Annotated in this window: 25 protein-coding genes and 1 tRNA gene; 9 read left to right on the forward strand and 17 right to left on the reverse strand. The window is 39.3% G+C overall.

Annotated features, from left to right (window positions below; all coding sequences use genetic code 11):
* The coding region (locus tag K6D58_RS01825; RefSeq protein ID WP_296826966.1) for a phosphoglycerate dehydrogenase at nucleotides 1-760 on the forward strand (760 nt) is incomplete at its 5' end.
* A gap of 97 nt (nucleotides 761-857) precedes the next feature.
* Here K6D58_RS01825 and K6D58_RS01830 read toward each other — a convergent pair.
* From K6D58_RS01830 to K6D58_RS01850, 5 genes are all read right to left on the reverse strand, one after another.
* The gene (locus K6D58_RS01830; protein ID WP_296826967.1) at nucleotides 858-2,375 is read right to left on the reverse strand and encodes a phosphohexomutase domain-containing protein; all 1,518 of its coding nucleotides are present in this window, start codon (nucleotides 2,373-2,375) and stop codon (nucleotides 858-860) included.
* A gap of 101 nt (nucleotides 2,376-2,476) precedes the next feature.
* The gene (gene trhA, locus K6D58_RS01835; protein ID WP_296826969.1) at nucleotides 2,477-3,343 is read right to left on the reverse strand and encodes a PAQR family membrane homeostasis protein TrhA; all 867 of its coding nucleotides are present in this window, start codon (nucleotides 3,341-3,343) and stop codon (nucleotides 2,477-2,479) included.
* Nucleotides 3,344-3,406: 63 nt separating this feature from the next.
* Nucleotides 3,407-5,239 (reverse strand): YgiQ family radical SAM protein, encoded by a 1,833-nt coding sequence (locus K6D58_RS01840; protein ID WP_296826971.1) that lies wholly within the window; start codon nucleotides 5,237-5,239, stop codon nucleotides 3,407-3,409.
* 11 nt (nucleotides 5,240-5,250) lie between these two features.
* Nucleotides 5,251-6,399, reverse strand: a complete 1,149-nt coding sequence (locus tag K6D58_RS01845) for a DNA adenine methylase (RefSeq protein WP_296826973.1) — start codon at nucleotides 6,397-6,399, stop codon at nucleotides 5,251-5,253.
* 54 nt (nucleotides 6,400-6,453) lie between these two features.
* The gene (locus K6D58_RS01850; RefSeq protein WP_296826975.1) at nucleotides 6,454-6,972 is read right to left on the reverse strand and encodes a hypothetical protein; all 519 of its coding nucleotides are present in this window, start codon (nucleotides 6,970-6,972) and stop codon (nucleotides 6,454-6,456) included.
* 171 nt (nucleotides 6,973-7,143) lie between these two features.
* Between K6D58_RS01850 and purM the strand changes: the two genes are divergently transcribed.
* From purM to K6D58_RS01865, 3 genes are read left to right on the forward strand one after another with little or no spacing between them, the layout of a single operon-like run.
* On the forward strand, nucleotides 7,144-8,256 hold the full coding sequence (gene purM / locus K6D58_RS01855) for a phosphoribosylformylglycinamidine cyclo-ligase (protein ID WP_296826977.1): 1,113 nt from the start codon (nucleotides 7,144-7,146) through the stop codon (nucleotides 8,254-8,256).
* 2 nt (nucleotides 8,257-8,258) lie between these two features.
* Nucleotides 8,259-9,203 carry an N-acetyl-gamma-glutamyl-phosphate reductase gene (argC, locus tag K6D58_RS01860; protein ID WP_296826979.1) on the forward strand — a complete coding sequence of 315 codons (945 nt, stop codon included), beginning with the start codon at nucleotides 8,259-8,261 and terminating at the stop codon, nucleotides 9,201-9,203.
* A 1-nt stretch (nucleotide 9,204) separates the two neighbouring features.
* Nucleotides 9,205-10,032 carry a hypothetical protein gene (locus K6D58_RS01865; protein WP_296826981.1) on the forward strand — a complete coding sequence of 276 codons (828 nt, stop codon included), beginning with the start codon at nucleotides 9,205-9,207 and terminating at the stop codon, nucleotides 10,030-10,032.
* A 2-nt stretch (nucleotides 10,033-10,034) separates the two neighbouring features.
* Here K6D58_RS01865 and K6D58_RS01870 read toward each other — a convergent pair whose 3' ends face one another.
* The 6 genes from K6D58_RS01870 to K6D58_RS01895 all read right to left on the reverse strand — a co-directional run bounded on the left by K6D58_RS01870 (nucleotide 10,035) and on the right by K6D58_RS01895 (nucleotide 14,475).
* Nucleotides 10,035-11,861, reverse strand: a complete 1,827-nt coding sequence (locus K6D58_RS01870) for a methyl-accepting chemotaxis protein (RefSeq protein ID WP_296826982.1) — start codon at nucleotides 11,859-11,861, stop codon at nucleotides 10,035-10,037.
* A 103-nt stretch (nucleotides 11,862-11,964) separates the two neighbouring features.
* Nucleotides 11,965-12,738, reverse strand: coding sequence for a 23S rRNA (guanosine(2251)-2'-O)-methyltransferase RlmB (gene rlmB / locus K6D58_RS01875; RefSeq protein ID WP_296826983.1), 774 nt, complete (start codon nucleotides 12,736-12,738; stop codon nucleotides 11,965-11,967).
* A 129-nt stretch (nucleotides 12,739-12,867) separates the two neighbouring features.
* Nucleotides 12,868-13,371 (reverse strand): YchJ family protein, encoded by a 504-nt coding sequence (locus K6D58_RS01880; protein ID WP_296826985.1) that lies wholly within the window; start codon nucleotides 13,369-13,371, stop codon nucleotides 12,868-12,870.
* A complete protein-coding gene (locus K6D58_RS01885) occupies nucleotides 13,364-13,663 on the reverse strand; it encodes a hypothetical protein (RefSeq protein ID WP_296826987.1) in 300 nt (99 codons plus the stop codon). The genes K6D58_RS01880 and K6D58_RS01885 overlap by 8 nt, the downstream gene beginning before the upstream one ends.
* Nucleotides 13,660-14,067: a hypothetical protein gene (locus K6D58_RS01890; RefSeq protein WP_296826988.1), complete on the reverse strand. Its 408-nt coding sequence runs from the start codon at nucleotides 14,065-14,067 to the stop codon at nucleotides 13,660-13,662. Before K6D58_RS01890 ends, K6D58_RS01885 begins: the two co-directional genes overlap by 4 nt.
* Before the next feature lie 60 nt (nucleotides 14,068-14,127).
* Complete coding sequence (locus tag K6D58_RS01895) at nucleotides 14,128-14,475, reverse strand: nitrous oxide-stimulated promoter family protein (protein ID WP_296826990.1); 348 nt, start codon at nucleotides 14,473-14,475, stop codon at nucleotides 14,128-14,130.
* Between the two features lie 47 nt (nucleotides 14,476-14,522).
* Here K6D58_RS01895 and K6D58_RS01900 point away from each other — a divergent pair, with 47 nt between their 5' ends.
* The gene (locus K6D58_RS01900) at nucleotides 14,523-15,149 is read left to right on the forward strand and encodes a hypothetical protein (protein ID WP_296826992.1); all 627 of its coding nucleotides are present in this window, start codon (nucleotides 14,523-14,525) and stop codon (nucleotides 15,147-15,149) included.
* Here the strand turns inward: K6D58_RS01900 and K6D58_RS01905 are convergent.
* The 3 genes from K6D58_RS01905 to hflK are packed head-to-tail and all read right to left on the reverse strand — an operon-like array spanning nucleotide 15,124 to nucleotide 18,753.
* Nucleotides 15,124-16,776: a hypothetical protein gene (locus tag K6D58_RS01905; RefSeq protein WP_296826995.1), complete on the reverse strand. Its 1,653-nt coding sequence runs from the start codon at nucleotides 16,774-16,776 to the stop codon at nucleotides 15,124-15,126. The genes K6D58_RS01900 and K6D58_RS01905 overlap by 26 nt on opposite strands.
* Nucleotides 16,777-16,779: 3 nt before the next feature.
* Complete coding sequence (hflC, locus tag K6D58_RS01910) at nucleotides 16,780-17,772, reverse strand: protease modulator HflC (RefSeq protein ID WP_296826996.1); 993 nt, start codon at nucleotides 17,770-17,772, stop codon at nucleotides 16,780-16,782.
* 3 nt (nucleotides 17,773-17,775) lie between these two features.
* On the reverse strand, nucleotides 17,776-18,753 hold the full coding sequence (gene hflK, locus K6D58_RS01915; RefSeq protein WP_296826997.1) for an FtsH protease activity modulator HflK: 978 nt from the start codon (nucleotides 18,751-18,753) through the stop codon (nucleotides 17,776-17,778).
* A gap of 165 nt (nucleotides 18,754-18,918) precedes the next feature.
* On the opposite strand from hflK, the gene K6D58_RS01920 reads away from it, so the two are divergent.
* Nucleotides 18,919-18,989, forward strand: a tRNA-Gln gene (locus K6D58_RS01920).
* 28 nt (nucleotides 18,990-19,017) lie between these two features.
* Nucleotides 19,018-19,917, forward strand: coding sequence for a GerMN domain-containing protein (locus K6D58_RS01925; RefSeq protein ID WP_296826999.1), 900 nt, complete (start codon nucleotides 19,018-19,020; stop codon nucleotides 19,915-19,917).
* Between the two features lie 117 nt (nucleotides 19,918-20,034).
* On the opposite strand, the gene K6D58_RS01930 is transcribed toward K6D58_RS01925, so the two are convergent.
* Both K6D58_RS01930 and K6D58_RS01935 read right to left on the reverse strand, forming a co-directional pair.
* On the reverse strand, nucleotides 20,035-21,075 hold the full coding sequence (locus tag K6D58_RS01930) for a DUF7954 domain-containing protein (RefSeq protein ID WP_296827001.1): 1,041 nt from the start codon (nucleotides 21,073-21,075) through the stop codon (nucleotides 20,035-20,037).
* A gap of 26 nt (nucleotides 21,076-21,101) precedes the next feature.
* Entirely contained in the window at nucleotides 21,102-22,919 is a 1,818-nt protein-coding gene (locus tag K6D58_RS01935; protein WP_296827003.1) for a proline--tRNA ligase, read from the reverse strand.
* A gap of 101 nt (nucleotides 22,920-23,020) precedes the next feature.
* Between K6D58_RS01935 and hisC the strand changes: the two genes are divergently transcribed.
* Complete coding sequence (gene hisC / locus K6D58_RS01940; RefSeq protein ID WP_296827005.1) at nucleotides 23,021-24,136, forward strand: histidinol-phosphate transaminase; 1,116 nt, start codon at nucleotides 23,021-23,023, stop codon at nucleotides 24,134-24,136.
* A 17-nt stretch (nucleotides 24,137-24,153) separates the two neighbouring features.
* Entirely contained in the window at nucleotides 24,154-24,828 is a 675-nt protein-coding gene (locus K6D58_RS01945; protein ID WP_296827007.1) for a metallophosphoesterase family protein, read from the forward strand.
* Nucleotides 24,829-24,967: 139 nt separating this feature from the next.
* On the opposite strand, the gene K6D58_RS01950 is transcribed toward K6D58_RS01945, so the two are convergent.
* Nucleotides 24,968-25,616, reverse strand: a 649-nt coding sequence (locus K6D58_RS01950; protein ID WP_296827009.1) for a formylglycine-generating enzyme family protein, incomplete at its 5' end; no start/stop codon positions are given.

A 25,616-nucleotide genomic window follows, 5' to 3' on the forward strand; every position in this document is an offset into this window, starting at 1 on the left:
TGGCGTTATCGGTCTTGGTGCAATCGGTGCAATGGTTGCCAACACTGCTATTGAAATGGGAATGAATGTAATCGGTTACGACCCATTCCTTTCTGTAGATGCAGCCTGGTCCCTTAAATCAGAAGTAAAGCATGCAGAAACACTGGATACACTTTTTGCAAAAGCTGACTACCTTACAGTACACGTTCCTGAAACACCTGATACAAAAGGTCTTATCAATGCTTCTACAATCAAGAACATGAAAGACGGTGTACGCATCATTAACATTGCCCGCGGTGGTCTCGTAAACAACGAAGACCTTCTTGCAGCCCTTAAGACAGGAAAAGTTGCATGCATGGTAACAGACTTTGCAGCAGAAGAACTTCTTAACAACGACAAGGTTATCTGTATGCCTCACCTTGGAGCATCTACTCCAGAAGCAGAAGACAACTGTGCTGTTATGGCTGTAAAAGAACTCCGTGACTTCCTTGAAACAGGCGCAATCAAAAACAGCGTTAACTATCCAAAATGCAAGATGGATTCAGAAATCCCTGCTGGTGGAACACGCCTTTGTATCGCACACAAAAACGTTCCTAACATGATTGCTCAGTTTACTTCTGTACTTGGTAACGCAAAATACAACATTGCAGGAATGATTGACCAGAACCGCAACGATATCGCTTACGCCCTTATCGATACAGACGGAAAGGTTGATGATGATGCAATCAATGCACTTACTTCTATCCCGGATGTTATTAAAGTACGCCCAATTTATGCATAATAAAACACTGCACATATAATTGACCAAAAAAATTGCCTGCCGGATTTCTGCTTGTTAAACAAAAATCCGGCAGGCTCTTTTATTTTAAAAAATCACTTTATAAAACAGAAGTATCCAGCTGATCAAAACCTTCAAGAAGCTGTCCTGCAATTTTTATAAGTTTTGCAAGATCACCCTTTCTTGAGCCTTCAATATTCATAGGCATAACAGGATCATGGAGACTCAGGCGTAAAAGAATCCATCCCTTTACATCTTCACCCTTAAACAAAAGTCTTACCCCTTCAAAGTTTTCAGGAACATTATAATCCTTTGCAAGTGCACGCTTTTTAAATTCTTCAAGTACACTTTTTCCGTAGCTCTTAAAATCTTCTGCCTTAATCTTAAAGCGGTACTCACCTTCTTCTACAAGAGGTGGAAGTTTTTCTATAAGACTGCCTAAAGAAGCACCGCTTTTCTTTGCCTTAGCCAGGGCTACTACCATTTTAACTGCAAGATAGGCTCCGTCATCAAGGAAGTAGTTTTCAAGAAGGGCACCATGACCAGAAGTTTCCATTGCAAGAGGACAAACCTGACCTTTAGCGTTAAGTTCCTTCTGCTTATTGATTACATTCTTATAACCCCTCATATAGCAGAGATGTTTAAGACCAAGAACTTCTTCTAGGAAGTATGTAAGCCTGTCAGAAGTAACACTGTCAGTAATAATAGTGCTGCCAGGATATTCTGGAGCAAGAATGGCTGCTACAAGGGCAATAATTGCATCACGGTTAACTTCACTGCCGTCACTTAAAACAGCACTCATGCGGTCAACATCAGTATCAAAAATAAGGCCAAGATCAGCACCGGACTTTACAGTTGCCTGCTGAATTGATTCCATTGCTGCCTTGTTTTCAGGATTTGGAATATGGTTAGGAAAGCTTCCGTCTGGATTTAAGAACTGGCTTCCTTCTGTAGAGGCGCCTAAAGGAGAAAGAATCTTTTCTGCAAAGAATCCACCGGCACCGTTTCCTGCATCAACAACAATCTTAAGTCCTGCAAGAGGCTTATCTTCTTCTTTAGCAGACAGTCCCTTACAGATTGCCTTTCTTAAATGAGCTGCATAAAGTTCTATAAGATTAAATTTACTGCAGTCTGACAAAGCAAAGCCTTCTGCCTTTTTATCATCAACAGAAGCTGCAGTTTCAAGAATTGCAGTAATGTCTTCATGTTCAAGTCCGCCGTCAGCATCAAAAAACTTAACTCCATTTCTGTTAAAGGGAAGATGGCTGGCAGTAATCATTACAGAACCGTCAAACTTTGTTTCTTCAAATACAATGCTCATAAACATTGCAGGAGTAGTTGCCATGGAACAGGATACAACCTTTACTCCAAGAGACAAAAGTCCCTGAGCAATTGCTTCTTCCAGGTCAGGTCCGGATAATCTTGAATCCCTTCCAATTCCTATCTTTAACTGATCACAGGCCTTACCTGTTTTTTTAGACAGCCAGAGGGCAAAGGCTGCACCAATTTTACGACAGGCCTGAGGAGTAATATTTACTTTTTCTCCTTCTACACCCTCAAGGGCAACTCCACGAATATCACTGCCATTCTGAAGTTTAAGCAAATCTGATTTTTCCATTTTTATTTCCTTATCAAGTTATGTAATTAAATATTTGAAATGCTAAAAAAAATGCAGCCGCCATATCAGCACAGCCGCTGCATTATATTAATTTACCTTTATCAGCCGAACATAAAGTATACGCTAAAGAAATGGAGGATACTTCCAAACAAAGCAAAAAGATGGAAGAAGCTTAAGCTCCATTTTCTTCTTCTGAAGATGTAACAGATTCCGCATACACTGTAAGAAAGACCGCCGGCAAGAAGAAGATACTTACTAAGATCATTAAGGGAGTGTGGTGCATAAACGAATACGCTTAAAATCAGCCAGCCAAAAACAATGTAGGTAAATACAGAAAAGGCCCTTAATCTTGAACCAAATACAGAATAAAGAACTATAAGGATTCCGCAGACAGCCCATACAAGACCTGCAAGAGAAAATGCAGCCTTAAGAGGGAAAAGGGCAAAAATAAAAGGAGTATAGGTTCCGGCTATAAGAATATAAATTGCATCATGATTAAAGATAGAAAAAACTTTCTTTGCAATTACCGGTCTTAAAGCATGATACAAAGTAGACATAAGGTACATGATAAAAAGGGATGCACCAAAAATTACTACACTTGCCATAAAGGTAGAAGCAGGAATTCCTTCCGGCTGATAAAAATATGCCTTAATAGCAAGCAAAACAATTGCAGCGGCACTTAAACCTGCTCCAATACCATGAGTAATGGAACTAAAGATTTCTTCACCAAGACTGTAGGTACGTGATTTATGTTCATTGTAAGAAAGCTGTGCATTCATCTTCTGGGCACGAAGTTCTTTTTTAGCTGCAGCTTCTTCTTCCTTAAGCCTGCTGCGTTCAGGATTCTGTGCGTACTGAAGTTTTACTTCCTGAATCTTTTCCTTAGCCTGTTTTTTTATTGTCTGGATGGCAGCCTTTTTCTTTGCCTTCAGAGACTTTCTTGTAATTCTTCTTGAAATATCAGCCATAAATGCCTCCCTGTTTTTATAATCGTGAGTTTTATTATCTCACAAAATTTACTTTCCTTCTACTTAATAAAGAATCTTAAGGGCATCCATTCTTCCTATGGATTTTAAAGCTTCTATAACCAGAGGCTTGTTTTCCCTGCGGTTAAACTGAAGGAGGGCCCTTTGCAAACGACGCTCCCTTCCTCCCCTGGCAACATAAACTTCTGCAAGATGCCCGTCTGCCTTTTTTTCGTGGGGATTAAAACCTGTATAATACATACAGGTTGCAAGACTTCCTGGTGTAGGATAAAAATCCTGAACCTGATCCGGAACAAAGCCTGTCTTTTTAAGATAAAGGGCTGTTTCAAGAGCTTCCTTTAAGCCTGCTCCCGGATGCCCCGCAATATAATATGGAACAAGATACTGTTTAAGTCCCAGTTCCTTATTTATTCTTGCATACTCTGCAGAAAATTCTTCATATACTTTATGAGTACTCTTTCTCATAAGTTTAAGGACAGAATCACTTACATGTTCCGGAGCAACCTTAAGCTGACCGGAAATATGATGCTTGCAAAGTTCATAAAAGAAAGTCCTGTCTTTATCCATCATAAGATAATCAAACCTGATGCCTGACCTGATGAATACCTTCTTTACTTTAGGAAGAGCCCTGAGCTTTTGCAGTAAATCAACATAATCCTTGTGACTTACTTCTACATTCTTACAGGGATTTACTCCAAGACAGTCTTTATTCTGGCAGGCTCCCCTTTCCTTTTGAAACTTACAGGCATCTTTTCTAAAGTTTGCAGTAGGACCTCCAACGTCATGTATGTAGCCCTTAAAGTCTGCATCTTCTGTCATAAGCTTAGCTTCTTCTATGAGGCTTTCGTGGCTTCTGGACTGAATGCGGCGGCCCTGATGAAAAGTAATGGCACAAAAGGAACAGGCACCATAGCAGCCCCTGCAGCTGGTAAGACTGAATTTGACTTCACTTAAGGCAGGAACACCGGACTTACCGTTAGCAGCAGGTCCGTCATAATCAGGATGCCATTTTCTCATAAATGGAAGTTTGTAAAGGGAATCCATTTCTTCCTGAGTCAAAGGAAGGGATGCAGGATTCTGTACTACAAATCTTGAATCGGCCTTTTCTATAAGAGCCTTTCCGTTAATGGCATCAGTATTTTCTTCCTGAACAAGATAGCTGCGTGCAAAGTTCTCCTTACACTCAGGAGTATTTTTACTTACCTCTTCATAAGAAGGAAGCATAATAAAATCTTTTTCAGGAAGGTCACTTTCTTTACCGGTATACCAGCAGGTTCCACGGACATCCCGGATTTCCCTGGCAGTTTTGCCCGCCTTTAACTGAGCAGCTATCTCCAGTATGGCATGTTCACCCATTCCGTAAATAAGAAGGTCTGCCTTGGAATCCAGCAGCACTGATTTTTTTACAGTATTGGACCAGTAATCATAGTGGGATGTTCTTCTAAGGCTGGCTTCGATTCCCCCAATAACAACATTAACGCCCTTAAAGCTTTCCCTGATTTTCTGCACGTAAACAAGAAGGGCGTGGTCAGGACGGTGACCCTTTTCTCCACCATGGGCATAATCATCTTCTGAACGGGGTTTATTATTTGCAGTATAATTGCTGACCATAGAATCCATGGCTCCGGCACTAACTAAAAAGCCCAGCTTAGGCCTGCCGAATTTCTTAAAGTCATCAGTCGTATGCCAGTCAGGCTGGGCAAGTATAGCAACAGTATATCCGTGAGCTTCAAGCAGCCTTCCTAAAATTGCAGCAGCAAAACTTGCATGATCTACATAAGCATCACCACTTACAAAAACAAAATCAGGTTCACTTATTCCACGCTCTGCAAGATCTTCCGGAGACACAGGCAAAAATTTTAATCTTTCATTATTCATAATGCATCTCCTTAATATTTTTTTACAACATACAGATATTCTTTTGTATGGACAGCCCGCTTTCTAAGATTACGGGAAGCCCTGAAGGCATTATATTTTTCTTCAAGAACAGTAACCTTTCCAACCTTACCAAGAAGTTCCAGCATTTCTTCTTCAGAAATAAATCCTTCATTATTAAAGGATACAAGAAGATACTTTGCCTTAACTTTACTTACCAGATCAAAAAAAGTATCACTGGCCTTCATTTTTTTATTATAGGCTGAACGGTTCCAGTCTTTAGGAATTCCAGAAACCCGGCTCATCATTTCTTCATCAGGCTTTTTATAATCAGCAAGAAGATTGAGCATAAAATAATTAGAACCATAAGGATGCTGATTGTAAGGAGGATCAATATAAACAAGGTCCAGAGTCTGACTGATATTTTCTGCGGCAAGGTTGGCATCACTCTGCATTACCTTTACCTTGCTTTTAAATGAACTGAATACAGGAAAAGGCAGTTCTATCTTACCTTTAATACGGGACAGAGCATCTGCCTTGGTTCCACCAAATTTTCCAATACCTGTTGCTGAATTTTTATAAAAGCCTTTAAAGACTCCCCCTGTATTTGCATGAATGGAAGCTTCCGAAAGAAGAGGGGCTATAAAATAATCCCTAAGTTCAGGGGGAACTTTTTTTTCTATAAGCTGACGCATTACATCAAGATAGCAGGCATTGTAGGGAGTATAAAAACATCTCTCTCCCTGACGAATATCTTCTATATTTTTGGGAGCATAATATTCACTTATAAAGCCAGGAATTTTTACAAAGGAATTTTCATCTTCAGAAAGGAAGTTCTTTATTTTTCTATGACAGGAAGCAATTAAATCTGAATGAAGTTTTTTCAGCAACTCCATGTCCACATCAGCTGCATTAGAAAGATAACAGCGGCTGATAGATGCTGCATAATTTTCCAGATCATTAGCATACTGAACTGATGCATATTTTTTTAAATAACGAGAAACGATACCACTTCCGGAAAACATATCCAGAACAGAAAGCTTGTCTTTACCAAGTTCCTTCCGGACAATCTGAATTCCTGAATCAATAAAAGTCAGCAGCGACCTTTTGTTTCCGATATAAGTAATCAACTGCCGGGTCAGGAATTCTTCTGATTCAAACATAAAAAAAATTATATCAGCCCGCAAACAAAAACACAACGGAATGAATCTTCAGGATTACTCTGATTCCGAATAAGAAACCACTTCTACACCATAAGTTCCGTCTACCATTAAATTTTCTTTTATTTCATATTCTATAGTAAATTCCTTTATATATTTTATTCCGCGTACAGTACCATATTCAACATATATATCATAACGCGCATCACTGTCACAGTATTCTTTGATATATTCATACCGATTTTCTATATAGCTGTACAAATCAGTTACAGAATAAAAAACAATATTTCCATAACTACAAAAATCCAGAAAATCTTCTTTCGAATACTCTTCCTCCAGTTCATCCGGAAGTGTAAATTCAGAAACTATTCCACTCCGTATTGTTTTAAACCCCTGAAATACTCCCACGTTACCTGACGAAAAATTATACTCAATCATACTGGAAGCTGGCTCAACCCATGCATTTTTATTATATTCGAATTCTTCATAGTCATGAAAATAAACTCCAGATTTAAAATCATCACATGAAACAAATATCAGAAATACAGGCAACAGTAACAAACATTTTTTAACCATAAATCTTCCCTTAAAAAAATCCTAAACAAGAAATTTATGATTGTCAAATATTATTCACAGCCGGTACTTAAGCGCCTCAAAAATCTTCTTTAGTCAGACAACACAGACCGATTGCCGACTTTACTTAATCCTACTATAATTCATTAATCCAAATATTTGAGAGGAACAATTATGGCTCAGACAATCGACTACAAAAAAGCAGGTGTTGATGTTAATGAAGGCTACAAAGCAGTAGACAAGTATCGCAAGCAGGCAGAACGTGCCCGTATACCAGGACAGCTTACAGACCTGGGTGCTTTTAACGGAATGTTTGCAGTTCCAAAGGGAATGAAAAACCCTGTAATGGTAAGTGGTACTGATGGTGTTGGAACCAAACTTGATATTGCATTCAAACTTAAGAAATATGACACAGTAGGTATTGATTGTGTTGCTATGAGCGTAAACGATATTCTCTGCTCAGGCGTAAAAACAAGTTTTTTCCTTGATTACATTGCATGCGGAAAACTTGATTCAAAAATCGCAGGTGAACTTGTAAAGGGTGTTACAGACGGATGTCTTGATGCCGGTTGTGCCCTCCTTGGTGGAGAAACTGCAGAAATGCCTGACTTCTATGATGAAGGAAAATATGACCTTGCAGGTTTTGGAGTTGGAGTTGCTGACAAGTCTGACATTATTGACGGTAAAAAAATAAAGGAAGGAGATGTTCTTATCGGACTTTCTTCTACAGGACCTCACTCAAACGGTTATTCCCTTATCCGCAAACTGGTAAAGAACTTTGAAGAAGAAATTACCCTTAACGGAAAAAAGACCCGCATTGGAGACGCCCTCCTTACACCAACCCGCATCTACGTAAAACCTGTTATGGAAATCCTTAAGAAATTCCCTGGTTCAGTACACGGAATGGTTCACGTAACTGGCGGCGGATTCTACGAAAACGTACCACGTATGTACCAGAAAGCACCTGAAGGCAAAAAGCAGCTTTGCTCTGTAATCAGAAAAAACAGCTGGGAAGTTCCTGCAATATTTGACGAACTTATTAAGAGAGGAGCTGATGCAAAGAATGTATTCTCTACATTCAACATGGGTATTGGTTTTGTTCTTGCAGTAAGCAAAAAAGATGCAGAAAAAATCCTTAAGGCATTCAATACAAATGCAAAGAAATATTCAAAGAAAGGCATCCCTGACATGAAAGCTTATGAAATCGGATACGTAAGCCACACAGATAAAGTTATCAAGGGTGAATTCAAAGGCAACAAAGAAATGACAAAATTTGTTGAGGAATAAAAATGGCTGTAAAGGTTTTTATTGACGGAAAAGAAGGAACTACAGGTCTTAAGATTTTTGAACGTTTTGCAAAAAGATCTGACCTTGAAATCCTTCAGATTGATGAAGAAAAACGCAAGGACCCTGTAGAAAAAGCAAAGATGATTAATGCATCAGACTACACCTTCCTTTGTCTGCCGGACGCTGCAGCAATAGAAAGTGCACAGCTTTGTACAAATCCAAAAACAGTAATCATAGATGCTTCTACTGCCCACAGAACTAATCCTGACTGGGCTTACGGTTTTCCGGAACTGGATAAATCCTTTAGGGAAAAGATTCAGACTTCAAACAGAATCGCAGTTCCTGGATGCTATGCCAGCGGCTTTATTTCACTGGGATATCCTCTTGTAAAGTCAGGCATTCTTCCTAAAGATTACCCTGTAGTAATTCATGCCGTATCAGGCTACTCAGGTGCAGGTAAAAAAGCCATTGCCCTTTATGAAGCAGAAGACCGCAACCCTGAACTTGATTCACCACGTTTATATGCCCTTACTCAGGCTCACAAACACCTTCCTGAAATGAAAAAAATCACAGGACTGGACTTTGAACCTGTTTTTAATCCATACGTATGTGACTACTTTCAGGGAATGACTGTAACCGTAGGTCTGCATGCCCGCCTCCTTGGTAAAAAAGTAAGCGCCCATGATGTATGGGAAATGATGTCTGAGCATTATGCAGGCAGCCGCTTTGTAAAAGTTGCAGGCTTTATGGGAGAAGGCACTCTTACAGAACAGTTCATTCCGGCTAATACCCTTGCAGGAACAAACAACATGGAAATCTTTGTTTACGGCAATGACGACCGCATCATGCTTACTTCAAGGTTTGATAATCTTGGTAAAGGAGCATCAGGCGCTGCAGTTCAGTGCCTTAACATCCGCATGGGAATAGACGAAGGAGAATCCCTGTAATATGAAAAAATTTTTTGTTTTTTTAATCACACTTGTTGCTCCGGCACTTTGTTTTTCAAATACAAAAAATAATTCACAGGATATAAATTTTCCGCAGGCAGTTTTCTCTCAGCAGAATTCTGCCTGCCTTAACAAAATGTCTTATTCTTCAGAATATGATGAAGCTAAATCCCTTCAATCTGACCTTTTCAGCCTGATTTTTGAACTTCTCTTCCTTCAGAATCTCACTGTTTATTACGATGCCTATCCTTTTGCTGACGGAGATAATTACTTAAGATATGCATCTGATAAAAATGAAGCTGACGGAAAAGCCTGGCGCTACACAATCGAAACAGCTGCATTTTATTACCCTCACACAAAAACAATCGGTAACTGTACCAGACTAGAAGGAACTGTATGGCATTTCTTTGGTCCAGTTTTTGATAATCAGGTGTTCAAAAAAACAGATGAAGACTTCTTTTACGGATATTTTAATCTGGGAGCACAATACTATCTCTTTCAGACAAATCCCCTCAGTGCAAGTTTCTTCATTCAGTGGAGTCATTTATATGGGGACATTAAAGATGACGGTGTGGGATTTGGTTTTATCCTTAAATCATTCATAGCCAGAAAAGTTCTTCTGGAATACAGGATTTATGCCAGTGATTTTACTTCTGATGAAGACAAAAATTCAAAATACGATTCTGACTCAATCATAGAATCCAATCTTGAGGCAGGAATAATGCTGGCTGACGGCATAGAACTCTTTCTTGGATGGAAAATTCAGCAGAACGGATTTACCCAGATTCAGTGCAGTGCCGCAAGCCTGGGATTAAAAAAGCATTTCTAAAATCAAACCTTAAAGCCTGTAATCATATCTATTACAGCTCCAGTAGCCTGCTGGTTTTTCTGAGCAGACTCAGCTGCAGATTCCGCAGTAGTCATCATTTCATTCATATTTTCTGAAACTACAGCAGATTCAGCATGAGTCTGTTCTGCAATTCTCTTAAGTTCTTCAATTTCGTTAAAGAGCCTGTCGCTTTCTGCCTGCATCTGGGAAGAAGCCTTTGTAATTGAAGCAGTTGTACTGTTAAGGGTGTCTGCCGTAGAAAGAATATTCTGCACAGAATCATTTTCCTGAGACATAGCAGACTGAACCTGCTTCATAAGGCCTGACATCTGGGCAATACGATTAGTTACATTTTCAAAAGAAACAGCAGAAATATCAGAAGAAGCAACTATCTGATTTATTGATTCAGTAACACCATCAAGAAGGGTTTTTATCTGCTTTGACTGCTTTGAAGAAGTCTCTGCAAGGGAACGGATTTCGTCAGCAACTACACCAAAGCCCTTACCTGCTTCTCCTGCATGAGCGGCTTCTATGGCTGCATTCATGGCAAGAAGGTTTGTCTGACTGGCAATACGGGCAATAGCAGCGTTGGCTTCATTAAGGTTCTTTGACTGCTGGGAAATCTGGGCAACATGCTCCGTAACAGTATGCTGATTTTTCTTTCCGTCTTCTGCTTCTCCTTCAAGACGTTCATAATCCGAAGTAATCTGATCTACTACACCGTTAACAGACTTAATGTTTTTAGAAATCTCATCAGCTGCCTCTGCAGACTGAGAAATAGCAGATGCCTGATGATTGAGTTTTTCCTTTAAGCCGTCTATTTCTTTTTCTACGGAAGTAATACTTTCTGCAATCACCTGAACTTTATCAGACTGAGACTTAATCTTCTGGTCAATATTACCAACACTGTCAGAAGAAGACTTTATGCTTTCTATGTTAAGGTTCATGCGGTCAAACATCTCATTACCAGTAAGGGAAAGAACGGAACTATGCTCCTGAAGCTTTGAAATAAGCTGGCCCAGACTGGAAATTACGCTGTTACAGTTACCTGCAAGTTCAACAAGTTCCTTTCCACCCTTTTCAGGAATCCTTTCTGTAAGATCAGCCTTACCGGAAGCAATATTTTCCATGGAGAGGGAAATATCCTTCATAGGCATAAACATAGCCCTGGAGAAGAGCCATATAAGAAGACCGCCGATTATAACAATAACAATATCTACAAGAACAAGCTGCCTGATATGAGTATTCATGTCATTTACCAGGTTACTTACACCAAAATCACATCCAAGAATACCTACAACGCTTCCCATTGAATTCCTGATTGGATAATAGGAACTTATTGTCCAGCCCCAGCCGTCCTGATTTTCTATATCAGAAGTAAAGAGGCCGCCCTTGTCATAAGCATCCACAGGAGCAGCACCCCAGCTGCTTATGTCTTCTGAAGAACCAGGGTCAGAATAGTTATCTGTATCAGAAGGGTCACAGCTTCCGTCAATTACATAAAAGTAAGAAGAACCCCTTCTTGCCATAGTGTAAAGATAATCACATCCGGAAGCTTCCTTAATTTCAAGCAAAGCCAGGCGGGTAGTTTCAAAGAAAGGATCTGTGGTATCAATATGACTGACAAAACGCTCAAAGCCGTCCCCGTCAAACTTTGTAATAGCCTTTTTGACTATAGATTCACAGGAAGAAGCAGCCTGTGCCTGAACTGTAAGCTTAATAATACGAACAGCAATAAAGGTAAGCATAGTTGTTATAAGAATGATAAGCCCTGCAAAAACACCAACAAAACGCTTACGGAGAGAAAGATTTTTCAAAGAAAGTTTCATAATTAAATCCTGTAAAACAGAGTTTTTTTTACGGAAAAATTATAACACCCCTTATAAAATTTATCTAAAAAAATTTTAATAATTATTTAACCAAAAAGACAGATTAAAGCTGCTGGCGGTGACGTTCGTAAAGGAGAACACCTGCTGCAACAGAAACATTAAGACTGTCTATTTTTCCGCATGTAGGAATAGACACCACAGAATCACAGTTTTCTTCAAGAAGTCTGGATATTCCGCTGCCCTCACTGCCCATTACAATACAGGTCTTTGGAGCAAATTCAATTTCCTTAAGGGATTTTCCTCCGGCATCAGCCCCGTAAACCCAGAAACCATTCTTTTTAAGGATTTCTACTGCACGGTTAAGGTTTGTTTCTACAGCAAGAGGAACCCAGGCAGAAGCACCGGCACTGGACCTGGCAATAATATCATTTTCAAGAATATTGGAAGTACTGTTACGTTCTCCTGTTACAAGAAGATCTGCGCCAAACTGATCACAGGAACGGAGAATAGCACCTATATTATGAGGATCTGTAACGCTGTCCAGAATAATAACAGTGGCCTTTTCCGGACAGGAAGTTATCCACTGATCCAGGTTAACTGAATTGCTGGATTTTTCTTTTTCTCCATCAGCAATAAGAACAATTCCCCTGTGGTCCTTTTCTCTTTCCGGAAGAGATGCTGTAAGCTCATCAAGAGTTTTTCCATCAGAATCAATTACTTCTATACCAGCTTCCTTTGCAAGGGCTATAATCTTTTTTACCCTTGGGCCAGGTTTAGAGCAGTAAATCTTAAGTGTAGAAAGAGGATTCTTTTCTGAAGCAAAACGCCTTACCCTTTCTTCTACAGCATGAAAGCCAGTATAAATATTTTTAGCCATATATCTCTTCCTTAAAAACAATAATTGCAAAAAAATACGGTCATATAGAATGACCGTATCCTTAAAAAGCTGCCGTCCTCTATTAATAAAATACGGCAGTTATTTTTAACTGTCTGCTAAAACCTTTAATTACTGATTTTTACCGCAGCAGTTCTTGTATTTTTTTCCGCTTCCACAAGGACATGGTTCGTTTCTACCAACTTTTCTTCCTTCACGAACAACAGTTGTAGGACGAAGCATACCTTCGCTGTAAAGCCATTCACCGTTTACTTTCTTAAAACCGGCAATTTCATGATGTACATCACGGATACCCTTCTGAGTATAAGTTGCCTCAAACTCAACGATACCTTCATCATCACCTTCAAGACCTTTCTGTGTACTAAGAATCTTAAGGCCGTGCCATGTACTCTTATTGCTCCAGTCTTCAGTTGCCTTACGGTCTATTTCTGCAATTTTATCACCAGTTTCACAAGTGTTGATGATAAAGTCAATTTCATGAACAACATAAGATGTGTAGCGGGCACGCATCAAAGCTTCAGCTGTTGGAGCCTTTACGGTTCCTTTAATAATTGGTTCACAGCATTCAGCATAGGTTTTACCGGAACCACATGGACAAAGATTATTTTCACTCATAGATGGCATTATAGCGATTTGAACGACATACTTCAATCAACATGGAAATAAGAAAGAGTAAAACCCCTGCTACTGCAATAATTATACCCAGATAAAGGTCTTCCTGAGAAAGATCAAGGAAGGAACCACCGTTAATTACAGAATTAAGGCCGTCAACTGACCACATAATTGCTGCTGACCAGAACATAAGGCTGCATGTAGAAAAAGTAATGGCAAAACGGCCCTTCCTTCCAATTGTAAGATAAAGAATTGAAAAGATTACTGCTATTGAAACTGTAATAATAAATGTCATACTCCTGCCTCCGGAATCTCAATGGAATTTATTTTTGTAAAATGTGTCTTTTTAAGAAGAGCCTGAATAGCTGTTCCTGCTGCCCATACAGCAGTTGTAAGTAAAGCCATGGCCGTACCAGCTGTTGCCATTTCAAAAAGCATCTCTTTTGTCTCTGAAAAGGTTTTCATAGCTGTCAAAAAAGGAGGATAAAAAACAACTTCACCGTGATATACATGCTCTATTGCAAGAAGAAAACTTCCCCCAAAAAGCATTTTCTGTAAAACTGGAATTCTATCCCTTACAAAAGTAATCCTTGAGTCCGGAACCGTCTCTTTATCAGAGGCAGCAGACTTCTTAAGGTAGAAATGTCTGACCGCAGAAATTATTAATCCCTCTGCCAGGGGAACTGTAAAACAAGCCACTTTTTTAACTCCTAATAAACTTTATTTTATAGGTAATTCAAGGATATTTCAAGGTTTTTTTTATTTTCGTCCTGTATTTTTCGGTAAACCACTGGTAATTAAGTGCCATACAGCAAGGAGAGGATGGCAGTAAATCATCCTTGGTCCGGAAAACCTCATAACAAGGCGGATTTTCTCCCTCATCTCCGGCTTATAACAGTGGACCTTGCAGTTTGAACAGAAGGTCTTTGTCTTCATAAAGGGACAATGCTGACTTCTCTGGGCTGCATATTCATCCAGGGTCCTGCATTCAGGACAAAGCTCATTCTTTAAGCTTCCGTGTTTTTTATGACAGTAAAGCTTAATCATAAGGTGAACTACCTTCTGTTCCTTAATGCGTTTTTTTATTATTTTTTCTTCTTCAGTCATGGGAAGGATAATATCATAAATTTTTAATTGGGTTTATAATTAGAACGATGAAAAAACTTATACTGACAGCAGCTTTTTTAGTTTTTACTTCATTCTCATGGGGACAAAAAATACCAAAGCCCTTTGAAGAAGACAGAAAGGTTCAGCATAATCCCTGGGAACTTATAATATACAGGCCCGACAATTCAGAAGGATTAAATGATGTACGCTGTTTTATAAAAATAGAAGATGCAGAAAGTTCAGAAGATGTAAGCCATACAAAAATATCTGCTAAATATGAATGGGTTTCCATGACTATGGTTAATAAAGGAAAAAGCCGCCGCACTGACTTTGAAAGCCTCTTTGTTCCTGGAAGAATATCTGTCCTTTATGAATATCAGAAAAGCTACTACCTTAGCGGAGGAATGGCCGCCCACCTGCACCTTCAAAAAGGAAAATACAAAATTACAGTATCAACTCCAAAAGACCAGCATACCTTCTTTAAGACTTCAAACAAAAATGAATGGACTTCAAATGAATTTATCTACGATACGGATAATCCCCTTAAAGTAATTTTTGTAAGTCCCACTGCAAACAAAAACGGCTTTTATAACGGGGGCTGGCATATAAGTGCAAAAGCCCCTCTCTTTTATGAAGTTACCAAACCCTTTATTTCAGATGAGAGCCTGCAATAAGAATGGCCGCCTGAGCAAGTTCCGCTTCTGTAGGAATAAAGTCATACTTCTGCCTTAAAGCTTCTGCAGCCTTACTTAAATCATCCTCATTATCTTTAAGGGCAGCCTGATAATCCCTGACAAAATCTTCTGTAGCAAGAGAACTTTCTTCCCTTACACTTTCAATTTTTGTTACAAGCCAGCGGTCTTTCTTATATTCAAGGCTTACAGTATCCAGATACTTTTCTATACAAAGTTCAGGAGAAAGGGCATTGTTTACAAGATAATAAGAAACCCTATATGAAGCCTTATCTGAATCAGAAAGTCTCTTTCCATTTTCTTCCAGAAGGGCAGCTTTTTTGTCCTTTCTTGCAGGAGCATAGTAATAAAGTTCTTCTGCCTTACCATCAACTGTAAAATTAGTAAGCCCAAAAATCCTAAAGGACAGCTGATTATAGTTAAGCCACTTTGCAGGAGTCTGAGCTTCCCGGTTAATATCCATACCTACCAGCTGCTTTACGGATGCATAGATGTTGCTGATAACCTTATCCCTCTCCCTCATGGAATCACCATCAGAAGTGTATTTTGTCACATCAGAATCAAGGTTATTTACCCCGGTGTAATAAGCCCTTACAACCTCAAGGGAAGTCAAACCTTTTGTAGAAGGCTTTTTTGTCCAGCTTGAATAATATGTAAAGGAAAGCACGCCAAGAATTAATACTGCAGCGGCTGCTATTTTTAATATAGTACGATGTCTTCTTAACCAGCGGCGTTTATCTACCATGCTTTGCTTTTTTTCTATTACCTTTTCCCTCTGTCTGTTGAATTCTTCTTCAGAAACAGATGAATGTCTTTTTACATCTTTAAGTTTTCCTTCGGAAGGAATGGAGCCATCCTGTTCAAGACCACATTCAAGATACAAAGTTTCCAGAGGGAATTGTTTTGCTGCAAAGGATTTTAATTCTTCCTTAGCAAGAGGATTCTGTAAAAGTCCTCCGTCTACAAAATCAGCAAGGGTTTTCTTTAATCCGTAAACCAGATTCTTAAGGGGAATAAAATTCCTGTCCCTAAAATCTTCTTCCTGCATTTCGTAACTGTCTGCTTCATAAGGAAACCTGCCTGCAAGAAGCCTGTAACTTAAAGCAGACTGCATGTAGCGGATGGCATTCTCTCCCTTAAGGCCAGGATTAACGTAAAGGCCCTGATTTAAAGTATATTCCCTGCTGCCCAGAACATTAAGGGAGGTTTTAAAAAAGAGTTTTGGTATAAAAAGAACTTTCTTAAAATCAGAGCTAAAGAATATTCCTCCGGCACCAACTGCATCCAGTTTTACATTCTGAATTAAAGCCTGTTCCAGAATTTTTACAGTTAAAGCCATGGCATAGACAGCTTTATTTTTATCTTCTCCATCTACAAAAGAAGCAAGAGTCTGTCCATCAAAGCCAGGGGCCGTAAGATAAATCAAATCATTTTCTTCTTCCGTTTCTGTAAAAGTAAAGGGAGTAAATTTCCACACCCCATTTTCTTCAGAAGAAAGAAAACCTTTTTCATCCAGATGTTCTGCAAACCTGGCACGGGCAAAAGCTGCTGAAGATAAACTTGTATTAAAAAATAATTTTCCATTTCTAAAAAAAAGGAGTGTGTTCATTTATTACCTGCCTTCTGAATTATAAAGATACTTAAAGTAATCCATGTCAGTTGAATAAGTAGAATCAAATTTTCCCATAGTCTTTTTGTAAGACTCAAGACTCTTCCAGAATTCGTAAAAGCGGGTATCCTTTGAATAAGCCTTGTTGTAAATTGCAGCAGCCTCTGCATCAGCCTTACCCTTAGTCTCTTCACTAATGCGGTATGCTTCTGATTCTATAGTGCGCTTTTCGTTTTCAAGCTTGCCTAAAAGACGGGTCTTACGGGATTCACCAATAGAGCGGTAGGCCTGGGCAAACTGATTACGTTCCTTAATCATTCTGTTGTAAACACTTGCTGTAAGTTCATCAGAGTATTTTATCTGACGGGGAACAATATCAATAAGTTCAATACCGTATTCACCAACCATCTTGCGGGCTTCTTCTGCCATTTCTTCACAAAGGGCTTTTCTTCCCTTAGTAACACTTTCGTTTTCATAATCAGCACTGATAAGGGATTCAATTTCTGCTGAATCTTCTCCATCTACCAGAGCAATTTCTGTCTGCTGATCACTTGAGTCATTGATTATGTTACTGGAACGTACGATTTCGCTTAAACGGTTACGGGTAATAATTGTTCTTGTAGAAGAATCAATTATGTCACTGAGTTTTGTGTAAGCTGCATCCAGGGTTTTAAATGCTGCATAAAAAAGTTCAGGGTCCTGAATTCTCCAGCGGCTTGTTGTATCAACAACTATAAACTGATTTTCTTTTGTAGGAATACGGGAATTGTCTCCATCAAGAGAAAGTATTCTTCTTGGATATACAGTTACTGAATCAATAAAAGGAGCCTTTAAATAAAGACCTGCCTTTGTGCGGGAACCAACGACTTCTCCAAAGCGGGTAATAACTGCCTGGGAACCTTCTTCTACAACATAAAAAGGACCTGCTGCTGCAAGAAAAAGTGCTGCAAGTGCAATACAGGTAAGAACTACATATTTTTTATTTTCTGCCTTCATAACTTACTCCCCCAGATTCTTAAAAGGAATTACGTTTTCAAGATTCTTATCAACAAGAACAGGATCCTTGCCTGCATTGAAAATTTCTTCCATAGCTTCAAGGTAAAGACGTTCCCTTGTAACGGAAGGAGCCTTTACGTATTCGTCATAAACTGAATTAAAGCGGGCCACATCACCTTTAGCACGGTTTACCCTTTCTGCAGCATAACCGTCGGCAACCTGAATCTGTCTTTCTGCTTCACCCTTTGCCTTTGGAATTTCTGCATTGTACTTTTCCTTACCTTCATTGATAAAACGATTCATATCCTGAATTGCTTTATTTACATCTTCAAAGGCTGACTGAACACCTGCCGGCGGAACAATATTCTGAAGCTTTACTGCAATTATATTAATTCCCATTCCCAGCTGCTTAAACTGTTCATTCATCATAGTCATGGCAAGACTTTCTATATTGGAACGTTCACTACCCATAATGTTAAGGATTGCCCTGTCGCCTACAAGAGTATTAATAACGCTGCGGCTTATATCACGGATTGTCTGCTCCTTTTCTTCTACAGTAAAAAGCCAGGCTACCGGGTCAACGATTCTGTACTGGATAATCCATTCAACGTCTACAATGTTAAGGTCTCCGGTAAGCATGGTTGATTCAGAGCTGATATTATTCTGATAGGTATTTACCACACCACTTTTTGTTGTTTTAAAACCAAACTGCTCTGTCTGTACAACCTTTGCCCCTGGAACTATATATTTTTTTTCCAGACCAAAAGGAAGCTTATAATGAAGCCCCGGACCTAAAGTAGTTTTGTAACTTCCAAGTCTTGTAATTACAGCCTGCTCCGTTTCGTCTACAACAAAGATTGTAGAAAAAACTGTTACCAGGACAAAAATTATTGCAGCAAGAATAAATATAAACTTAGGTGTTTTTATTTTCTGCTGAAAACGCCTGCTTAGATTCCTCAAATACATTTCGTAATCCGTCATGTAAATCCCCTTAACATAAAGATACAGGGATAACAGAGCTGCAGACAGATGATACCCCTTTAAACATAGTTACTTTAAAAAATACCCAATTAACTTGCCATGGTGCAACTAAAATAAAAGAAATATTGAAGAAATTTCTCTTTTCTTATATATTAGTTCTTGCATTCTTCCGTAGTGTAATGGTAGCACACGAGCTTTTGGTGCTTTTAGTTCGGGTTCGAATCCTGACGGAAGAAGATACTGTATTTTTAAACGGAACCTGCCATGAAAAATGATGACAAACGAAAAAAAAAGAATACAGGTGCCTCACTCGCAGTCTGGATTGTAATTTCTCTTTTCCTTTTAATAGTTTTTATTGTTTATAGTCCTAAAATCAAAAAGAATATCAGCGAAGCAAAAGAAAGCATTGCCCTGCAGGAACCGGAAGTTCTTCCTCCAGAAAGTCTGGAAACAGATAATCAGGTGGCAGAAGCAGAGACAGTGCATATAGACCTTCACGACAATGCAGCAGAAAACAAAAATACTTCATCAGAAAAAGAAGAAAGTGCTGCAGAAACAAAAGAAGCTTCCGATGAAAAAGAAAATAAAGCCCAGGAAGAAAAGACTCAGGATCAGACAAAAAAAGACCAGAGTCAGAATAAAGAAAGCTCTGCTGATAATGCAGAAAACAAATCTTCAGAGAAGAATAGTCCTGCTAAAAATGACAGCAAAAAGCAGACTTCTACTGCAGAAAAAAAGACTTCAACAATTAACACCCAGCTTTGCTTTATGACAGTTTCCAGCAACGGAACAATACTCCGCAAGCAGGTAACAAGAAAAGTAAGCAAGGACAGCCCCCTTAAAGATGCAATCAATGCCCTTCTTGCCGGCCCTACAGCAGCAGAAGAAAACAGCCAGTGCCAGTCCTTTATTTCTAATGGAACAAGACTTCTGGGCTTAAGCATTTCTAACGGTGTAGCAGTCCTTAACTTTAGTGAAGAGTTTGAGTTTAACCAGTATGGTATTGAAGGAATAAGATGTCAGCTTCAGCAGATAGTTTATACTGCAACAGCCTTCTCCACCGTTAACAGCGTTCAATTCCTTATAGAAGGAGAAAAGAGACAGTTTGTTAACAGTGAAAGCTCATGCTATATTGGTTCTCCATTAAGCCGCAATTCTTTCTAAAAGATATCTGATAATTTAAAATAAAAAATCCGGCCCAACTTTTTATGCAATTAAGTCAAAAAAGTAAGCCGGAACTTTTACCTGTCTGGCAGCCTTTAATTCTGACTGCCTTCAATCCTATTTATAAGACTTTATGATTTTATCAAAATACTTTTTATTCAGCTGGTAAACATAATCATAAACTGTAAGATTTACAAAGTGAATTGTATTGTCCTTGTTTAAGGTTACTATTTCCAGGGTACGAAGGCGGTTTTCTACCAGAGGCTGGTAATAAACACAGGTGATATAAAGACTGTTACCTTTCTCTTCTACTTTTTTATGCTGCCAGAGGGAATAACTCATGGATGTACCTTCAAGAAGGCGGCGTCTTAAAAAATGCATGTAGTCTTCTGCCTTTACTCCTTCAGGAACTTCTCCCTTAGAAACAATAAGAAGACTGGATTCTTTAAGGGTCCAGAGGTTTTCCATTGATTTAACCCAGCAGTCGTCTATGGTAAGCTCATGGCCGTCAAATTCAATAACACTCTTTTTACCCTTCTCTATTGTGCTGTCCCTTTCTGAATCATCTGGCAGCCCGGAAATTCCCTTATAAGAAGAAAAACTCTGATCTGTAGAAGAAGTTAAAAGACCAACTGTCTGCAGCTTAAAAACATAGCTTCCATCAGCTGAATTAACAGCCTCTATATTAAACAATGGCACATAAGCGTTAAAAGTAAAAACTACATTGCCACCAAACTGGGCAGCTTCTGCATTATTTTTTACAGGCTCGTAACCTTCAAGTATTACCCTTTTACGCTGGGCAGTAAAATCATAAAAAAGGTCCCTAAGGTAATTAACAAGATCTGCATCATCAGGACCTGCACCTGTAAAAGTTTCTCCTGTAAGTTCAAGTACAGGATTTTCTGCATTTACACCTATATAAAGAGTGATGTCTTTTTCTGCTTCCTTATCTGTTGCAGCGGAATAATACCTGATTGCATAGGAAGATTCACTGTAATATAAAAACCCGATGATGCTCTGACGGTTAAATGTCTTATCTTCGTAGTAAATATATTCACCGCTTGTATCCGCAAGAGGAGATACAAGACCAGGTAAAGAAAAAGCTGACAGGCCTGCAAAAAACACAAGGGCTGTCATTAAAACTTTTTTAAACTTCATATAGGACACCACTCTTTATAAAAGATTTATGCGTTAAGTTCAGCAAAAGCCGAACGAACCATTTCTGCAACTTTTGAAGCTGCTTCTTCTAATGGAACAAGACTGGCTTCTTCCTGGTTACGAACTTTTACTTCTACATTAGGAAGATTCTTGTCTCCAACAGTGATACGTACAGGATATCCCATAAGGTCCATATCGTTAAACTTAACGCCAGGACGTTCATCACGGTCATCAAGAAGAACTTCAATTCCTGCATCAGAAAGTTCCTTGTAAAGACGGTCTGCAGCTTCTTTCATTCCGTCCTTGTATTTAATAGGAACAATAGCAACCTGGAATGGAGCAACACTCATCGGCCACATAATTCCCCTGTCATCATGGAAACATTCAATAATGGAAGCAAGAACACGATCTACACCAATACCATAGCAGCCCATTGTAGGAACAGCTGCCTTTCCGTTTTCATCAAGGTAAGTAACACCCATGCTCTGAGTATATTTTTTTCCAAGCTTAAAGATATGTCCAAGCTCGTTACCCTTTGTTGTGTAGTATTCTCCGTCACATCCGTCACAGCAGCACTTATCTCCGGCCTTTACTGTACGAACATCAGCATTCTTCCAGAAAGCAAAATCACGGCCCGGTTCAACATGCTTAATATGGAAACCTTCTTTTCCGGCACCGGCAAAGGCATCATGCATGTCGTTTACGCTGAGATCCTGAACAATAGGACAGTTAAGCTTAACAGGACCAACAAATCCGTGAGGAGCACCGCTCATGGCAAGAACTTCTTCATCTTCTGCAAGACAAACTTCACTGGCTTTAAGAAGTCCGGCAAGCTTTGCTTCGTTTACATCAAGATCACCACGAATAAGAACGCAAACATAACTTACAGGATAGAATTCAAAATCACCTTCCTTTACCTTCTTAAGCTTATCTGCTCCGGCAGTTCCTGTAAGGTCAAGGGAAGAATTAATTACGCGGTAAATAAGAGCCTTTACAAAACGTTTTGAAGTTGTAGAAAAGAATTTTTCCATATCTTCAATACTGAAAACTCCAGGAGTAGCAACTTCTTCAAAAGGAAGATCTGTTTTTACCTGTGGCTTGCCATTGTCATCAAGAGCAGGATCAGCTTTACATGAAGCCTTTTCTACGTTAGCTGCATAACCGCACTTAGGACAGAGAATAAGGGTATCATCACCAATTGAGCTTTCTACCATGAATTCTTCTGAACCGCTGCCACCCATAGCACCTGTGTCTGCCTTAACAGGAATTACCTTAAGGCCAAGACGCTTAAAGATTCTGTGATATGCCTTAGCATAAGCCTGATAGCTTTCGTCCAGGGATTCATCATTTGCATTAAGGGTATAGCCGTCCATCATGTTAAATTCACGGCCTCTCATAACACCATAGCGGGGACGGATTTCGTCACGGTATTTTGTATTTATCTGATACATGTTAATAGGCAGCTGCTTGTAAGATGTAAGGCCTGCACGACAGATTGCAGTGTAAGCTTCTTCTGCTGTAGGAGAAACAACCATATCCTGGTCACCACGGTTCTTTGCCTTAAGCATCTGAGGACCCATTGTTTCCCAGCGGCCGCTTTCCTTCCAGATTTCTCCAGGAACTACTACTGTAGGTTTAAATTCAAGGGCACCACTTTTATTAAGTTCTTCTTTTATAATGTTTTCTACTTTACGGTAAGCCTTAAGACCAAGAGGCATGTAAGTATAAAGTCCGTTACCAAGTTTACGAATCAAATCAGCTCTCATCATAAGCTGATGGCTTGAAATAATAGCTTCTGCAGGTGCTTCCCGCAGAGTTCTAAATGGAATCTGTGAAGTTTTCATGCCGTACATTTTAATGAAATGCGCTTTTCTTTACAATTGTAGAAACAATACATTTACACAAATCAAAGAAGTCAATAAAATAGGGGCAATCGGAGAAAAAGATGCTGGCAAAAAGACTAGACAATTTACATCCTTATGTTCCAGGTGAACAGCCAAAAGACAGGGTTTACATTAAACTTAATGCAAATGAAAATCCTTATCCTCCTGCAAAAGAAGTAGGAGAAGCTGTTGCAGCCGCAGTTAAGTCTCAGCCAGAAAAAATGGGACTTTACCCTGACCCGGATGCAAATGAATTAAGGGCAGCAATTGCTGATATGATAAATCAGTCAGGCGGTGTTCTTTCAAATAAAAATGCCAGGATTCCTTTTACAGTAACACCTGACATGATTTTCTGCGGAAACGGAAGTGATGAAGTTTTAAGTTTTGTATTTTATACCTTCTTTGATTCTGACAGACCTATAGTTCTTCCAGAACATACATACAGTTTTTATCCTGTTTACTGCGGTTACTATGGAATTCCAATGGACAGGGTACCCTTAAAAAGTAACTGGTCCCTTGATACAGAAAAAATGATTGCTGACGCCAATACCAGTGACAGTGCTACAATATTTGCCAATCCTAATGCACCAACAGGAATAGCCCTTAGCCGGGATGAAGTTGCTGCAATGATAAGACGCTGTCCAAAAGACAAGGCCTTTATTGTTGATGAAGCATACTGTGACTTTGGAGAAGAAAGCTGTATTCCTCTTCTTGCTGAATTTAAGAATCTGGTTATTGTAAGGACTTTTTCAAAATCCTTAAGTTTTGCAGGCCAGAGACTTGGATATATAATTGCTAATCCTGAACTTATACAGTCAGTATTTACCGTTAAAAATTCATTCAATCATTTTCCTGTAGACTTTCTTACCCAGACAGCAGGTATTGCTTCCTGCAAAAACTGGTCTTACTATGCAGAAAATGCCTGCAGGGTAAAAGAAGAACGTCAGTCCATGACAGAATTTTTAAGGGCAAGAGGCTGGTTTGTAATTGATTCTCAGACAAACTTTATCTTTGCAAAAAAAGATGGACTTGAAGGCGAAAAAGTCTACCAGACAGTAAAAAAAGCAGGTATACTTATAAGACACTTTTCTACCCCAGGGATTGAAGAGTTTGTACGTATTTCTATCGGAACAAAAGAACAGATGGATTCCTTAAAAGAAGCCATGAAAGATTTATAGAAAGCGGGGAACAGTAAATGAAATTTTTAGTCATCAGCGATCTTCACGGAAACCTTGAAATTCTTGATAAAATGGATGTACAATTCAAGGAAGCAGATGCTGTTCTTTTTGCAGGAGATTTTACTAAATTTAAATTTCCAGAAACAGGGGCTCCGGCACTTGAAAAACTTTGCAAAAAGCACGACATTATATATAGTGTTATTGGGAACTGCGACGAACCTGATTTCTTAAGTCAGATAGAAGCAGCTGATATCAGCGTAGAAAAAACTCTTGTAAATCACGAAGGTTTGTGTTTTGCAGGAAGCGGTGGTGGAAGCAAGTTTACCGGTGATACACCAAACGAAAGATCAGATGAAGAACTTGTTTCTGATTTTGATATAATAACTAAGCAGGGTAAAGCAGAATGGAATAACCTTATTGCCATAATGCACAACCCTCCTAAAGACACTGAATGTGATAAAGTCGCAGCAGATGTACACGTAGGTTCACCTTTGCTGAGACAGTTTATTGATGATTACCAGCCTCTTGCAGTAATCACAGGACACATTCACGAAAGCGCCGGCATAAGCAAGGCAGGAAATACAACTATTGTAAATCCTGGCGCCCTTACAGACGGCAAATATGCAGTTCTTGAGGTTGAAAAAAATAATGACCGATGGACTGTAACTAATTGTGTATTGAAGAGTTTATAGCAATATAAGCTCCTCCTACTGCTGGAATGTTTGAACCAACAGTTATTAGGGAAGGTTTTCGGGTAATTGACTATTCATAAAAAAAAAATAAACCCCGGAGGCCTTCCCGCTTTTTTTTTACGTTTTTTAAGTATTTACCCTATTTGCTTTTTACCAGTCTTAAACCAAAATAATCGTAAGCTTCATTAGGATCAAAGGCGTACCTGTCTCCGCTGCCAAGGAACATTGTATATTCATTCCAGCTGGCACCCCTCATTACCCTGCCTGAACCGATTTCAGGACCATAGTATTCTGTATATTCCTTTGCCTCAGGGTAATCTGCAAACCAGTCCCAGCAAAATTCAATCATATTGCCTGTCATATCATAAAGACCGGCTTCGTTTGTAAGACCGCTGCATGGAGCAGGAGGAGCATCTTCCCTAAAAGGAGTTCCCCCGGTACCAACAATATGGCTCTTTGTAGAATTAAGATAAGACCATACAGCATCTTCATTCTGACCGCTTACATCTGCACCGGAAGCAAAGCCGTCTTTAGTTCTGCGGGCAGCATATTCCCATTCAGCTTCGGAAGGAAGCCTGTAACCACCGGACTTCCAGCAGCAGGAACACAAATCAATAGTTGCCGTATCTCCTGAATCCCTTAAAACAATTTCTTCCCCACCTTCTTCGTAAACATAGCAGGGAATAAGGCCTTCTTTTTCTGAACAGGCATTGCACCATACAACGGCGTCATACCAGTTAATCATTGTTACAGGCTGGTACATATTTGACTGCCCCGGGATTTTACCC

Origin of the sequence: Treponema sp. (assembly GCF_024696245.1) — a bacterium.
Lineage (GTDB): Bacteria > Spirochaetota > Spirochaetia > Treponematales > Treponemataceae > Treponema_D.

What these genes read in the sequence shown, in the direction of transcription:
- K6D58_RS01830 (WP_296826967.1), bottom strand. Translation starts at nt 2,375, where the DNA reads ATGGAAAAATCAGATTTGCTTAAACTTCAGAATGGCAGTGATATTCGT.
- trhA (WP_296826969.1), bottom strand. Translation starts at nt 3,343, where the DNA reads ATGGCTGATATTTCAAGAAGAATTACAAGAAAGTCTCTGAAGGCAAAG.
- K6D58_RS01840 (WP_296826971.1), bottom strand. Translation starts at nt 5,239, where the DNA reads ATGAATAATGAAAGATTAAAATTTTTGCCTGTGTCTCCGGAAGATCTT.
- K6D58_RS01845 (WP_296826973.1), bottom strand. Translation starts at nt 6,399, where the DNA reads ATGTTTGAATCAGAAGAATTCCTGACCCGGCAGTTGATTACTTATATC.
- K6D58_RS01850 (WP_296826975.1), bottom strand. Translation starts at nt 6,972, where the DNA reads ATGGTTAAAAAATGTTTGTTACTGTTGCCTGTATTTCTGATATTTGTT.
- purM (WP_296826977.1), top strand. Translation starts at nt 7,144, where the DNA reads ATGGCTCAGACAATCGACTACAAAAAAGCAGGTGTTGATGTTAATGAA.
- argC (WP_296826979.1), top strand. Translation starts at nt 8,259, where the DNA reads ATGGCTGTAAAGGTTTTTATTGACGGAAAAGAAGGAACTACAGGTCTT.
- K6D58_RS01865 (WP_296826981.1), top strand. Translation starts at nt 9,205, where the DNA reads ATGAAAAAATTTTTTGTTTTTTTAATCACACTTGTTGCTCCGGCACTT.
- K6D58_RS01870 (WP_296826982.1), bottom strand. Translation starts at nt 11,861, where the DNA reads ATGAAACTTTCTTTGAAAAATCTTTCTCTCCGTAAGCGTTTTGTTGGT.
- rlmB (WP_296826983.1), bottom strand. Translation starts at nt 12,738, where the DNA reads ATGGCTAAAAATATTTATACTGGCTTTCATGCTGTAGAAGAAAGGGTA.
- K6D58_RS01880 (WP_296826985.1), bottom strand. Translation starts at nt 13,371, where the DNA reads ATGAGTGAAAATAATCTTTGTCCATGTGGTTCCGGTAAAACCTATGCT.
- K6D58_RS01885 (WP_296826987.1), bottom strand. Translation starts at nt 13,663, where the DNA reads ATGACATTTATTATTACAGTTTCAATAGCAGTAATCTTTTCAATTCTT.
- K6D58_RS01895 (WP_296826990.1), bottom strand. Translation starts at nt 14,475, where the DNA reads ATGACTGAAGAAGAAAAAATAATAAAAAAACGCATTAAGGAACAGAAG.
- K6D58_RS01900 (WP_296826992.1), top strand. Translation starts at nt 14,523, where the DNA reads ATGAAAAAACTTATACTGACAGCAGCTTTTTTAGTTTTTACTTCATTC.
- K6D58_RS01905 (WP_296826995.1), bottom strand. Translation starts at nt 16,776, where the DNA reads ATGAACACACTCCTTTTTTTTAGAAATGGAAAATTATTTTTTAATACA.
- hflC (WP_296826996.1), bottom strand. Translation starts at nt 17,772, where the DNA reads ATGAAGGCAGAAAATAAAAAATATGTAGTTCTTACCTGTATTGCACTT.
- hflK (WP_296826997.1), bottom strand. Translation starts at nt 18,753, where the DNA reads ATGACGGATTACGAAATGTATTTGAGGAATCTAAGCAGGCGTTTTCAG.
- K6D58_RS01925 (WP_296826999.1), top strand. Translation starts at nt 19,018, where the DNA reads ATGAAAAATGATGACAAACGAAAAAAAAAGAATACAGGTGCCTCACTC.
- K6D58_RS01930 (WP_296827001.1), bottom strand. Translation starts at nt 21,075, where the DNA reads ATGAAGTTTAAAAAAGTTTTAATGACAGCCCTTGTGTTTTTTGCAGGC.
- K6D58_RS01935 (WP_296827003.1), bottom strand. Translation starts at nt 22,919, where the DNA reads ATGAAAACTTCACAGATTCCATTTAGAACTCTGCGGGAAGCACCTGCA.
- hisC (WP_296827005.1), top strand. Translation starts at nt 23,021, where the DNA reads ATGCTGGCAAAAAGACTAGACAATTTACATCCTTATGTTCCAGGTGAA.
- K6D58_RS01945 (WP_296827007.1), top strand. Translation starts at nt 24,154, where the DNA reads ATGAAATTTTTAGTCATCAGCGATCTTCACGGAAACCTTGAAATTCTT.